The organism is Streptomyces sp. NBC_01314, from assembly GCF_041435215.1.
In the GTDB taxonomy this organism is placed as follows: Bacteria; Actinomycetota; Actinomycetes; order Streptomycetales; family Streptomycetaceae; genus Streptomyces.
This window is the reverse complement of record NZ_CP108394.1, coordinates 400961-413197: the sequence shown is the minus strand read 5'-3', so window position 1 is coordinate 413197 and position 12237 is coordinate 400961. Positions and strand designations below refer to the sequence as shown.

Annotated in this window: 11 protein-coding genes; 4 read left to right on the top strand and 7 right to left on the bottom strand. The window is 68.6% G+C overall.

What is annotated here, in order from left to right:
• Positions 1-82: 82 nt before the first annotated feature.
• Together OG622_RS01800 and OG622_RS01795 are read right to left on the bottom strand one after the other, a co-directional pair.
• A complete protein-coding gene (locus OG622_RS01800) occupies positions 83-706 on the bottom strand; it encodes a hypothetical protein (RefSeq protein ID WP_371572623.1) in 624 nt (207 codons plus the stop codon).
• A 479-nt stretch (positions 707-1185) separates the two neighbouring features.
• Entirely contained in the window at positions 1186-1542 is a 357-nt protein-coding gene (locus OG622_RS01795) for a hypothetical protein (RefSeq protein ID WP_371572622.1), read from the bottom strand.
• 284 nt (positions 1543-1826) lie between these two features.
• Here OG622_RS01795 and OG622_RS01790 point away from each other — a divergent pair, with 284 nt between their 5' ends.
• Complete coding sequence (locus OG622_RS01790) at positions 1827-2183, top strand: hypothetical protein (protein WP_371572620.1); 357 nt, start codon at positions 1827-1829, stop codon at positions 2181-2183.
• A 550-nt stretch (positions 2184-2733) separates the two neighbouring features.
• Here the strand turns inward: OG622_RS01790 and OG622_RS01785 are convergent.
• Complete coding sequence (locus tag OG622_RS01785) at positions 2734-3345, bottom strand: hypothetical protein (protein WP_371572619.1); 612 nt, start codon at positions 3343-3345, stop codon at positions 2734-2736.
• A gap of 379 nt (positions 3346-3724) precedes the next feature.
• On the opposite strand from OG622_RS01785, the gene OG622_RS01780 reads away from it, so the two are divergent.
• Complete coding sequence (locus tag OG622_RS01780) at positions 3725-5179, top strand: FG-GAP repeat domain-containing protein (RefSeq protein ID WP_371572617.1); 1455 nt, start codon at positions 3725-3727, stop codon at positions 5177-5179.
• 150 nt (positions 5180-5329) lie between these two features.
• Here the strand turns inward: OG622_RS01780 and OG622_RS01775 are convergent, their stop codons facing one another.
• Positions 5330-5590: a hypothetical protein gene (locus tag OG622_RS01775; protein WP_371572615.1), complete on the bottom strand. Its 261-nt coding sequence runs from the start codon at positions 5588-5590 to the stop codon at positions 5330-5332.
• Positions 5591-5633: 43 nt separating this feature from the next.
• On the opposite strand from OG622_RS01775, the gene OG622_RS01770 reads away from it, so the two are divergent.
• A complete protein-coding gene (locus tag OG622_RS01770) occupies positions 5634-6254 on the top strand; it encodes a hypothetical protein (RefSeq protein ID WP_371572613.1) in 621 nt (206 codons plus the stop codon).
• A gap of 74 nt (positions 6255-6328) precedes the next feature.
• Positions 6329-6682 carry a hypothetical protein gene (locus OG622_RS01765; RefSeq protein WP_371572612.1) on the top strand — a complete coding sequence of 118 codons (354 nt, stop codon included), beginning with the start codon at positions 6329-6331 and terminating at the stop codon, positions 6680-6682.
• 92 nt (positions 6683-6774) lie between these two features.
• Here OG622_RS01765 and OG622_RS01760 read toward each other — a convergent pair whose 3' ends face one another.
• The 3 genes from OG622_RS01760 to OG622_RS01750 all read right to left on the bottom strand — a co-directional run bounded on the left by OG622_RS01760 (position 6775) and on the right by OG622_RS01750 (position 10975).
• A complete protein-coding gene (locus OG622_RS01760; protein WP_371572610.1) occupies positions 6775-8586 on the bottom strand; it encodes an N-acetylmuramoyl-L-alanine amidase in 1812 nt (603 codons plus the stop codon).
• 61 nt (positions 8587-8647) lie between these two features.
• Positions 8648-10393 (bottom strand): PhoX family phosphatase, encoded by a 1746-nt coding sequence (locus tag OG622_RS01755; protein ID WP_371572607.1) that lies wholly within the window; start codon positions 10391-10393, stop codon positions 8648-8650.
• Between the two features lie 51 nt (positions 10394-10444).
• Positions 10445-10975, bottom strand: coding sequence for an ArsR/SmtB family transcription factor (locus OG622_RS01750; protein WP_371572604.1), 531 nt, complete (start codon positions 10973-10975; stop codon positions 10445-10447).
• Positions 10976-12237 lie beyond the last annotated feature (1262 nt).

The following is a 12237-nucleotide window of genomic DNA, read 5'->3' as shown; positions in this document are numbered from 1 at the left end:
GCAAAGTGATGACCGGTACGGGGCCGTCCTTCCTGCCCCCGTGGCGGAAGGACGGCCCCGGCCCGTTGCGGTGGCTGGCCGGTCAGTACAGCTTGTTGACGGCTGTGGTCGTGGCCTTTTTGAAGGCGGTCACGGGCGCGTTCACGAAGTCGCCCATCTGTCCCCACTTGACGACGGTGACGGTCCTGCCGTCCCGTCCGACCGACAGCAGGGCGACGTCGTTGGCGCCCCAGGACGTCTCGGTGTTGAGGCCGCGGACGTGGGCGCCCTCCTCGACCGGCAGCGTGCCGTAGTCCCGGCCCTCGGCGTCGACGTCCGGGTCGTTCTCCTCGAGGCGGTCGGCGCAGGTGCGGATCAGGTCGTCGTAGTGCTTCGCCAGGGCCTTGGCCTGACCGGCTGTGCCCGTCACGACGGTCAGCTGCACGGCGCTGGTGTCCAGGTCGGTCCGGAACTCCCGGTGCCGGTAGTCGTAGTCGAGCACGCCCTCCGTGCTCAGGCAGAGGCCGAGTGCCTCCGGGAACCCCTCGGTGACCGGCCCGGCGGTCCAGGACGACGTCGGGTGCGGCGGCAGCTGGGACGCCGACAGGAACGTGGGCGCGGCGGCCTTCGTCGCGGCGCCCGCGGCCGGTGCGGTAAGGACCGTGCCCGCCGCGAGGGCGGCGACGGCGAGTGCGGTGAGAGCGCTCGTTCGGATGCGCATGGACATGGGTGTTCCCCCGTGGATCGTGTGTGTGGACGTGGATGCCGCGGCGAGGCCGGCTGGTCGGCCCGGGCCTGGTCGGTGCGGCACCAAAAGCATCAGCGCTCACAGCGGCCGGGCGCAACAGCCGACGGCCGATCAAGCAGGGTGGAACCATCCCAGCCCCTGTGACCTGCAGTTACATGGGTGCCTGGGATATCGTCCGGCGGAGATTTTGGATGCCACTGTGCCGCCGTACGGTATGCAGACGACCACGCCGTGGGCCTGCGCCAGGAAGTCTGGCGCAGGCCCACGGCACCGAAGCGATGGGCGACTGATGGTCACGTGCCTTCCTCGGCCAGCCTCGCTATCTCTTCTGCCAGCTGCCGCGAGGCTTCCTCCTGCGCGATGGCGGCTTGTCGCAGGGCTTCCATCACCTCGGGCGACGTCTGCTCGGACATGAACTTCTCCTTCCCCAGTCGGTCGTTGGCTTTGCCGGGTGGTGATCAGGGGGTGCCCAGGTTGCGGCGGCCGGAGTCGTACATCCGTCGGACCGACGACTGCTTTTCGGGGGCGTCGAGGATCGCTGCGGCGATTCGTCGCCACGAGAGCTTGTGGTCGTCACGGAGCCGGACGACCTGGAGGGCGGAGCGCCGCTCCAGCAGTGCCGTGCACACTGCGGCCTGCAGTGCGATCTCCGGCGATGCCCCCTTCAGTCCCACGTCGTCCGGATCGCCGAGAGCCTCCAGCGCGTAGGCGAGCTGGTCGCCCTCGATGGCTGTCGCCAGGTAGCCCTGGGGGTCGTCGCTCTTGGGGTCCCAGGTGATCTCTGAGGCTGGAACGGGCCGTCGGCCTGCCGACACCGCGCGAACCGACCTTTCAGGAGCGCAAGGCTCTGCAGAGGGTCCAGCGACTACTGGGCAACCTTGCGGAGGGGAAACGCCTCGGGTTTCCGATCATCACACCTCCCCAGCGCCGCCAGCTCGCCCAGGCCGCGGAACAGGCTTCCGCCTGGCTCACCGACGCCCAGCGCTCCCAGGTCCAGGCATGTCAGACAGCTCCGGCGCAGTCCGCACCCGTGCTGCGTGCCCCTCAGTCGCCGGTGCGTACCCGGGCGTTGCACATTCCTCCTGCGGCTCCCCGCTCCGTGCGCTTCGATGCGGCCGGCCTTGCCGACACGGTCCGGGACGTCCTGGAGCACGCAGCCCGGCTGGGGAAGACTGTGGCCTTCGCCGATTTGTGTGCTCAGGTCAAGGACCTGGGGGAGCTGCCGGAGTCTGATCAGGTGCAGGTGCTTCGGCGGGTCACGCCCACCGCTCGCCCTCGCAGTGCCAAACCCCAGCGCCCTGCCTTGCTCACTGCCCTGATCACCACCGAGGCGGGATCAATGCACCCGATCTACCTGCAGCTGGTCAACTATGCTGGCCACCACCTGCCCCAGCAGGCCGACAGCGCGTGGACCGACACCGTCAAGATCCTTCATGACCGCTACGACAACCCATAGCGGCACTACCCTGTGCAGACGTCAAAGCTGCAGGTCCCCACCGCCGGTGGTGGGGACCCCGTGCTGGGTCAGGTGCCGGACCTGGCGGGGGCAGCCGAACTCGGCCGAGACCCGGCCGGTCGGTCGGCCGTGACCGCGCCCCGCCAACGGCGAGGTGCCCGTTGGCTTGGTCAACGAGCGGTCAGAACAGCGGCGAGCGCGAACCCGCTGCAGATCGACCCGGGCCCTTCGATGGCATGGCGCATTCCCATCCGTCAAGAAAGCGCTACCAGGCTGGCCAAGGCGAGTCCCAGCTCGATGTGCAGCCGGCCTGCAGAGCCTCACGATCATCGGTCATGGCGCCCGTGTTGCCGGTGCCCTGATCGAGGTAACGCGACTTTCGTTGGTCGTCCGCCCCAGCGCAGGAGCTTCTCGCTGCGGATGGGAGCACGCTCCTTCCGCTGGGCGGCGAGGACGTCGGGGTGCCGGGGCATTCGCGAAGCCAGAGTGCATGGCTGCACACGGCTGGTCCTGGCAGGAGACGTCATCTGCCAGGCGCGGCTCGGATGTGCTACCAGTCGGTCAGGTCCACGAGGAGATCGCAGTGGGGGTCGTCGGAGGACGGGCATTGGTGCTGCTCTTCTTCGATGAGGCTCGGAAGGGAGGCGATCAGCGCGGTGGGCGTACCCGTGAGGCGGGTGTCAACGCCGATGATGCCTGGGTGATCGGGACGCTGCACGTATAGGCGCAACAGGCTGTGGCCCATGAGCAGGAACCCGATCAGGAAGGGGTTCTCCTCGTCATCGGGGTTCGACAAGGCGCGCAGGACGGTGAGTGCCTGGCCTTGTTCGGGTTCTGGGTCCGGGGTGAGCTCCGCGGGACGGAGGCGGATGACGGTCATTCCCATGGCTTCGCTGATGTCGCTGCTGCTGTAGAGCTGGGTGCCGGCCAGGACGGTGCGCAGGATGCCGGGGATGTAGTAGGGGGCGACGGTGTCGTGGGGGATCTCGTACAGGAAGGTCATGCCGTCCTCGTCGTCTCCGGCATGGACGGCGATCCGGACGGCGCCCGGGGCGGGCAGGACCCCGCGCAGGCGGCAGCCCTCAGCGATGGGCGCGTTGAGGTAGTACAGCAGCAGGCGGCTGACAGCCGCCTGCTGCTCTCGGTCTTCGGAATCGATCACTGGTTCATCCATGTGGGGCACTTGTTTTGTGACTGGTTTCGGCAGAAGGCGTTGATGACGCCGATCTTCTGTCCACGGCCGGCTTCGTACCTCCCGTCCTTAGTCTTGCGTGTGTACTGAACGATCACGACAAACTTGACCTGCGCCGGGTGCCCGCCAGTTGGGTCATCCCCTTCGGCCCCCACAGCTCCGTGCCCGCTCTCAGAGGCCGATCGGCTGGGCAACGATGCCAAGCTCAAGGCGCCATGTCTGAGCCTCGCCGCCACCACTGGCCGTGGCTGCACGCCCTGCTGGACAGGCCGGCGATCGCCGGCCTGCAGCTCCGCATCGGGATCTGGCCTCTACCGCCCTGTGACACCCGGGTGCGCACACTGGCGGCATGCACCGTCCGTATCTCCGCCTGGCCGCCGTCCTCTGCGTGGCTGCCGTCGTCGCGGCCTGCTCCTCCGAGGGCGGAAACAAGGGCTCGTCCGAGGAGACGCCAAGCGGGCCGGCCCCCGCCTGGTCCGCCCCTGCCCGGCAGGACCAGGGCGGGGTCAACCGCCGCGACTTCAACGGCGACGGAAAGGACGACGCCCTCGTCAACGGCTGGTACAAGCATCCGAAGACCGGCGGCAAGTGGTACAACAACCGCTTCGTCGCCCTCGCCTCGCCCTCCGGCCTCGACCCGGCGAAGGCCGTACGGCTCGCGCACCGCTGGGCGAAGCCTGATCCCCGGCTGACCTCCGCCCCCGCCTATCAGGACCGGTCGGCCCAGTTCACCGGAGACCTGGACGACGACGGCCATGCCGATGTCGTCGTCGACAACGTGCTGAGCAGTCCCGACGGGAAGTACACCTCGAATCGGCGCATCGTCTGGGGCGGCTCCAAGGATGCCGCCGGTGCCACCGTGCTTTCGCGCAGCATCGCGAAGCCCATCGGAACCGGAGATGTCGACGGGGACGGCGCGCTCGATCTCCTCACCCTCGACGAGGCAGTGAGCGACTCCGGCCACCAGGGCAAGCGGCAGTACGCCACCGTCCTGCACGGCCCGTTCAACCGCTCCCACGCGACACCCCGCACCACCACCCGGATCGATGTCAGCCACGAGGGCTGGGTGCCCGTGGTACACACCGCGATCGGCGATTTCGACGGCGACGGCCGCGACGACCTCGTGACGAAGGCGCAGTACGACGAGGAGGACGCCCGCTTCGAAGACGACGACATGCCGGAGGTCGACGGCAGCTCGTACTACCGCGGCACGGAGAAAGGCCTCAGCGAGGCGGCGCCCGTCCCCGGCATCAGGGCGGAGGACACCTCCTCCGGCGGGGAGCCGCTGGTCGCCGCCGATTTCAACGGCGACAAGCGCGTGGATCTGCTGACGGGGAACACCGGCGGAACGCATGTCGTCTACGGCAGCAAGCAGGGCCCTGGGCAGGGCCGCTCCACCACCGACCTCCACAGGCTCCACCTGTCCCGCGCCGTCACCGGGGACATCAACGGCGACGGCTACGCGGACCTGGCCACCGAGTCGCTCGGCGAGGACCGCCGCATCGGCCGGGTCTCGGTCCGGCTGGGCACCCCCGACGGCCTCACCACCGAAACCCCGACACGGATCGACCGGTACTCCATCGGCCTCGGTGGCAAGCCGACGCACTCCGGCGACAGGGACGAGTTCGGGTGGGATCTGGTGCTGTGCGATCTGGATGCGGACGGCCGGGACGAGCTGCTGATCGGCACGTTCGGCTTCAACACGCCCCGGAAAGAAGCCGGTTACTGGGTGCTGGCGGGCACGAAGGACGGTCCGTCGGTGACGGACCGCCGCTTCGTGAAGACGATGGACTTCGGCTCGTAGAAGGGCGCTGTAACGTTGTTGGGTGCGTGAGTGCCTGACAGCGTGCTGACGGCTTCGTACAGCCGGTCGTCGTCGAAGGGGGACACCCCTGGCTTACCGGAGAACTTCCCTCCGTTTTATACGGAGGCTGAAATCAGACTCTTCCTGCCCCTACGACGACCGGCACTTCGACAGCGCCCGCAGCCTGGACGCCGACCACCTCGTCCTGCTCGCCGAAGCCTGGGACAGCGGAGCACGCGCGTGGACCGCCCAACTGCGTGAGGCGTACGCCAACGACCAGGACGACGAACGCGCGCTGATCGCGGTCTCCGCGGCCAGCAACCGCTCCAAGTCGGACCAGGACCCGGGCACATGGCTCCCGCCGCACCAGGGGTGCCACTGCCAGTACGCCGCCGACTGGGTCGCCGACAAGACCCGCTACCAGCTCTCCGTCGACCCCGCCGACAGGCCGCACTTGCCGAAGTTCTCAACGGCTGCCCGCCACGTCCCCCACCACCCCCTGTACGCCGCCACCGTCACCCCCAGCACCGCACTGCTCTCGGACTGCTCCGGATCCTGGCGTCTGACCCTCGCTGACGGCTGGCAGGCCATGGTCGGCGACCCCGTCGTCGCCGACCCCGCACCCGACTACGTCCTGCTTCCCCGCTCCCTGGAACACCTCGCACCCCGGATCCGCCGGCACTACAAGGAACCCCTCTTCCCCTACGACACCACCGCCGCCATCGTCCAGGCCGTCCTCGGCGGGGCCGTGCCCGTGGCGGTCCACTTCACCGAGCACGTCCTGGACTCCGCGATCCTGCCCGTCGCCATCGGCCACGGAATGATCGTCCGGCTCCAAGGCAGTGGCGAGCTCCTGGAAAAGCCCTGGGAAGCCAGCAAGTACATGTACAAGGCCGTCACCGGCGAAGTCCCCTTCGGTGACGGCCTCGTCATCGCCCGCAACATCTGGGACGCCCGCCGCGTCAGCCGCGTCCTCGCGCACGAAACCGCGCTCCTCGAACAGCTCAACCCCATCGACGCCTTCCTCGAAGACGAGGATGACGACGACCTGTTCGACTACGAGGCGGACGACTGACCCGTCACCACCGTGCACCGACCCCTGCCCGGACCCGGCCGGAACGCTCCGGCCGCCCACCAAGGACAGCGCACATGAACAACCTCACCCTCATCCCCGACACCCCTCAGGGTGACGCACCGCAGACCAGCCCCGGATGGCGCTTCAGCGTGATCCCGCCCAAAGACGTCCGGGCCTGCTGGTACACCAACATCAAGGCCATTCGCCGCCCAGCCGGCACACTTGCCGTCCCCGCGATAGCCGCCACCGCCACCCTGCACTTCACCCACGTCCTCCACGACAGCGACACCGTCATGGCACTCGGCCTGACCGCCCTCACTGTTGGATACGACGCAGTCATCGCCGTCTGCCGCACCTGGCACAAGACCAGCCCTGCCGGTCAACCATCCATCCGGCAGGACTCCCACGGCCGTCGCACCGCAGCCTGAAACAGGCCCCCGAACACCCAATGCGGGTGCTCCGACCACGTCGGGGCACCCCCTGAACCGCCCCGGCTCGAATGGGGACTCGAAGTCGCGGGTCAGAATTTGGCGAGGTTCAGCGCTCTCTGAAGGGCGCTGACAGTTGCAGAGCCCCAGAGGCCGTCTACCGTCAGACCAGCCGAGACCATCGTGTTGAGGTGCCGTTGAAGAGCCCTGATCGTGCCCGGCCCCATGGCTCCGTCGACGGTCAGCCCTGCCGCGCTCCACGTGTTGAGGTGGTTCTGCAGGCCACGGATGGAGCCCGGTCCCCACTGGCCGTCGGCCGTGACGCCGATGGCGCGTTGGGTGGCCTCGATGGTGGCGGCGCCGAAGGCGCCGTCGACGGTCAGGAGCGCGCCTTCGTCCAGGTAGGCGTTGTACGCGGCTTCGGTTCCCGGGCCCCACAGACCGTCGGACGTGACACCGACCTTCGTCTGCAACCACCGCACTCCCGCATCGGTCTTCGGACCCCAGAGGCCGTCCACCACTATGGCGGGCGAGTGGCCGAGACCGTTGACGGCCGACTGCTGCTTGGTGATCGAGCGGACGGAGGCCATGCCCCCCGTGGCGCTGTCACCCGTCGCGGCTCGGTACGCGGCTTCGGTTCCCGGGCCCCACAGACCGTCGGACGTGACACCGACCTTCGTCTGCAACCACCGCACTCCCGCATCGGTCTTCGGACCCCAGAGGCCGTCCACCGCTATGGCGGGCGAGTGGCCGAGACCGTTGACGGCCCGCTGCTGGGCGGCCACCGTGCGCACCGAGCTCATGCCGCCGCCGCTGGTGTCGCCGGAGCCGCCGGTGACCGGGACGTCGTCACCGACCATGCCTCCCTGAACCCATGCGCGCAGCGAGGAGCCTGGGCATTCGGTGGACTGGCCGGGGAGGCCGCCGTGCCAGGTCCTGGCGAGAGTCTTGTTCGTGAGTTGGTTGGCATAGGTGTAGAGGGCGCGGACGGCCGACAGGGCGGCGGCGGTCGCCTCACCGTCGCGGCCGATGAAGCAGACGCCTATGTGCGTGGTGTTGTGGCTGGTGGCGTGGGCTCCCTCCACGTACCAGCCGCGGCCTTCGTAGACCCGGCCGGCCCGGTCGACGAGGAAGTTGTAGCCGATGTCGACCCAGCTGTTGGAATCCATGTGGTAGTTCTGGATCTGCCGTGGGGTCTGCGAGGACGGGCCGGCGGAGTAGTGGACGGTGAAGCCCGTTCTGGCGCTTGGCTCGACCCATGTGACGGCGTTGGGTGGGCGAGCGCCCCAGTCGGCACGTGAGTAGATCGGCACTGAGGCCGGCACCGGCACCGGCACCGGCACCGGTGCAGGCGGGCTGGGTTCCAGTGACCCGTTGGTCACGTACGGGAACAGCTGGCCGGGGCACTCCTTGGAGGACAACAGTTCACGATGGCCCTTGATCAGTTTACCCGCAGGCCATGTCTTCTCCTGGCGCAGTTGCGCGATCAGCTCTTTGATCGAGGTGAGCATCGCCTGTGAGGGCGCGTCGTCCAGCTCGATCATCCCCATGACGGCGAAGTAGTTCTGGTTGGAACCGGCAATCTCCCTGCCGTTGGCAGCGGAACGGACGCCGAGGCCCCGTCCCTCGAAGACCCATCCGTGCTGGCAGACAAGGAAGTTGTACGGGATGTCGTCGTAGACGTCTTTGCCGAGGATCTCTTCCTCGAACCAGGACACGTTCATCGCCTGGTCCTGGATTCCCAGCACCTGGTTGTAGCAGTCCTGATGGTTGGCCTTGGGGTAACCATCGCCGGACCCGTGATGGTGGATGACGACCCCGCCGTTCCAAGGGGCCCATGAGCCTTCTTCCGGCTGCTTGGCCGGTTTGGCGCCCCATGCTGAACGGGGAACGATGTAGACCACGTCGCGTCCTTCCTCGTACTCGTACTCGCCTTGTACTCGACGACCGCTGCTCGGTCGGAGCTCAGCTCCGGGCCAGCGCCACAACGGCCGAACGCGGGCGATCGGCTGGATCGTGGCCGGGCCAGGCACTTGCGGCCCCCGGGTCGTCCGCCCCTCGTTCGCCGGGGTGCTGGACATTGACGAACACCTCCCGCCCGTCGGGGGTGTGCGCAATCCCGGTCAGTTCGGCGCCGCGCGGTCCCGTGGCCACCCGACTGAGCACTCCCGTCGTCGGATCGGCCACGAACAGGGCGTTGTTGCCGAGGAGTTGGTACGCATCACCGGAGTGCCCAGTGGAGATCCACAGTCGGCCGGCGCGGTCGAAGGACAGGCCTTTGGGCGAGCTGAAGAGCTCCCCGCCCGTCGCGAAGAACTCCCAGCGGAAGGCGGCGGCCGTGGCATCGCCGCCCTGCTCACGCCAGCGCAGGATGTGCCCGTGCCGGTTGCCGGCGGCCGGGCTCGCCGTGCGCGCCGCCGCCGGGTCCGGTCCGCAGACGGTGGTCGACGTGCCGCCCGCGAGGGCCAGGTAGCCGTAACCCGTACGCGGGTGGACCGCGGTCTGTTGCGGGCGGTCGAGGGGAGTGCCCCGCAGGGCGTCAGCGGCCTGCCGGGCCCGCAGCAGGACGTCGGCCTGGTCGCGCCAACCGTTGCGGCGCAGCAGGGGCCCCTGTCCGTGGACGAGCGGGAGCCAGCGGCCCGAACCGTCCTCCTCGAACCGGGCCACGTACAGCGTCCCGTCGTTCAGCGGGCTCTTCTGCTGCATCAGCCGCTGTCGCCACGGGGTACCGCCGACGAACTTGTACAGGTAGCCACCGTTCTCGTCGTCCCCGCTGTAGACGACGGCCTTGCCGTGCGCCTCGACGAGGGTCGCGCCCGAGTGCTTGAACCGGCCCAGCGTCGTGCGCTTGACCGGTGTGCTGCCCGGCCGCAGAGGGTCGATCTCGGCGATCCAGCCGTGCCGGTTGGCCTCACGGGGGTGCGCGGCCAGGTCGTACCGCTCGTCCGCCCGGTGCCACCGATGCCCGTAGCCGAAGGAGTTGAGGCCGTAGCGCCGCTGAAGCTCATCGGGTCTCCACGAGGCGTCGTCCGTGCCGAAGAAGCGGTTGAAGTTCTCCTCGCACGCCAGGTATGTCCCCCACGGCGTCGAACCGCTGAAGCTCGCTCCCAGCACACCGCGTGCGGCGTACGGGGTGCGGAGCTCCGGATGGTCCGCGGTGACGGGGCCTGAAAAGGTGACGGGTGTCGATCCGGTGATCCGCCAGTTGCGGCGCGAGGTGACCGTACGCCAGCCCTCGGCATGCCGCCGGACGTGGACGACCGACACGCCTGTCGCCGCGAGCGCCTTGGCGAGGTGCCCGTCGGCTGTGTCGGTGCGCGGGCCGTCGGAGGAGAGCAGCGACTCGTCGACGTACTCGTGGCTGATCACCAGCAGGCCCTGGCCGGCGGCCGTCAGTGGCTCGAAGTGCAGACCGCTGTGGTGTGTGCCCACCTGACGCGTCTGACCTGCGGCGTCGTCATGTCGGGCTGCGGCACCGGCCTGGAGCGGTGTGCCCCACGGGGCCAGGGTCCGGGCGGTGTGGCCCGGTCCCACGGTGACGGTGTCGGCTGTGCCGGCCGGTATGGCGGCCGTACGCGTTCTCTGCCCGCCGGGAGCACCGCGTGAGGAGTCGGCGGCCGCGGTCCGCTCGGCGGAGAGTCCTGCCGCGACCGCGACGGCGCCCACGACGAGGCTGCGGCGGCTCGGTCCCTCCGGTGCATGCGGTGACATCAGGGTCCTCCCGGGTTCGCACAGTGATCCGCTCTTGCCGCGGACACTGTGTCAGGCCCGCCCGGTGGGCGGACAGTGTTTGCCGCCCACCGCAAACTCATGGGTCAGGGGGGCACTTGGCCGTTCAGTACGGGCGAGGCCGAGCGGAGTCGCGCGGTGATACGCGGAGTTGGCCCTGCGCCGGATCGACAGCAGGCCGGCTTCCCGCAGCACGGCGGTGTGGCGGCTGACGACCGGTAACGCCACCCCCGCCCGCTGCGCCGGCTGACTGGTGTTGCCGCCGGCCGCGGCGGCCTCCAGGACGGCACCCCGGGCGCGGCCCAGGAGCGCGCCGAGTGCCTCGGCGCGACTCGTCTCCCCGGTGGACGTCGTGGGCCGCAGCCAGCCGAACTGCGGCTTCACGGGGTAGACGAGAACGGGTGGCAGGGTGCTGTCCAGGAGCATGATGGGCTGGATGCGGCAGAGGAAGGACGGGACGAGGACGATCCCGCGACCGTCGAGGTGGATCTTTTGATCGGCATAGACCGGGATCCTGAGGAGCGGAGGCTGCCACTCCAGTCGCGGACGGAGTCCGGCGAACAAGCCGTCGACGTCGCCGGTTAGCAGCGCCTGGCCGCGCCGCAACAGGTCGGCTTCGACGGACTCCTGGCACGGTAGTCATAGGGGGCGAGGGCGATCTCGTGGTAGGTGGTCAGTGCACTTCCGAGGTGGCACATCAGCTGGCTGGAACCGGCTGCGAGCTGGGCGACGGGAGGCGTCGTGGAGCCTTCCCGTGCCAGTTGGACCAGATCGTTCCGGAGTCGTGTGTGTGGGCGTGCACAGGACGCGTTCGAGCTGATCGGGAAATTCTGCCCCGCCCCGGCCCGGCCCGGAGTCAGGAAGTCCGGGGAATAGCCCCATGGTCGCGCGAGTTCCAGTAGCAATCGGGTTCTGGAGGGAAGCGCGGCAGCCGTGCGGCGGCGCAATTCACCGAACACCAAGGGATTGAAGTCCTCCTGCAGGCTGAGCAGGATCTCCCATATCGGATCCACGCGATGGGCAATAGTGATCTTCCGCGACATTCCGCAGGTCTTCCGATGTGAAACGGACCCGCAGCATGCGCAACGCCCCAGGGCCACATATGTAGCCGGCCTCCCGATTGCGTGCTCTCGGTGGAGTGGAACGCGGTGCCGAACCACTCTGCGTTCGGCTGGTTTTCCCCCGCAGCGTGGGCGGCGCGGCTTGCGCTGAGGCCGCGACCTCGGGTGCGGGGGGTCGGCAGCATGAGGCCCCGAGCGATGACGCCCGGGGCCCGCCTTGAGCCTGCTCTCCCCGGGGGCTGCAATGTCAAACCACTGTAAGCCGAGGTGGTCCGAAGCGCTGGTACTCAAGGCAACCGGCGGGCCGTGCGAAAAGGAAAGCCTAATTCAGGTTGCAGCGGGGTTTCGCTCCGGCGCTGGAATCGCTCGTGTAGCTCGAGAAATTGTCTACGGACATCCATCCCATCGTTTGAGTGTTCGCGACTCTCCCGTAGACCCACCAATTTCCGTGGTCGTTCTCGGCCCAGCAGTGAAAGTATATGAGGGTGTTGGATCCCAGGGAGGCAACACTGTCACACCTCGCATAGGGGGCGTTTTTGAGGTTGTAGGAGCTCCTCAGCCTGCCCGAGCCGGTGTCAATGTTCGGACCCCACCAGTCGGTGCATTCAGCCGCAGCCGCAGCTTCCGGGCTGGAGTTCTCGGCCTGGGCGGCGCCAGTGAACCCGACCAGCAGGCTGGCGGTGGCGGCGGCAGTGGCCAGCATGTGCCGCGTGCCCTTGAAAATGTCGGCTCGCATGAGGGGGGACCTCTCGCTTCGGTTGGCGT

Bases quoted from the DNA above. Each gene is read 5' to 3' on its own strand.
- OG622_RS01755 (WP_371572607.1), bottom strand. From the start codon at position 10,393: ATGTCACCGCATGCACCGGAGGGACCGAGCCGCCGCAGCCTCGTCGTG.
- OG622_RS01765 (WP_371572612.1), top strand. From the start codon at position 6,329: ATGAACAACCTCACCCTCATCCCCGACACCCCTCAGGGTGACGCACCG.
- OG622_RS01780 (WP_371572617.1), top strand. From the start codon at position 3,725: ATGCACCGTCCGTATCTCCGCCTGGCCGCCGTCCTCTGCGTGGCTGCC.
- OG622_RS01800 (WP_371572623.1), bottom strand. From the start codon at position 706: ATGTCCATGCGCATCCGAACGAGCGCTCTCACCGCACTCGCCGTCGCC.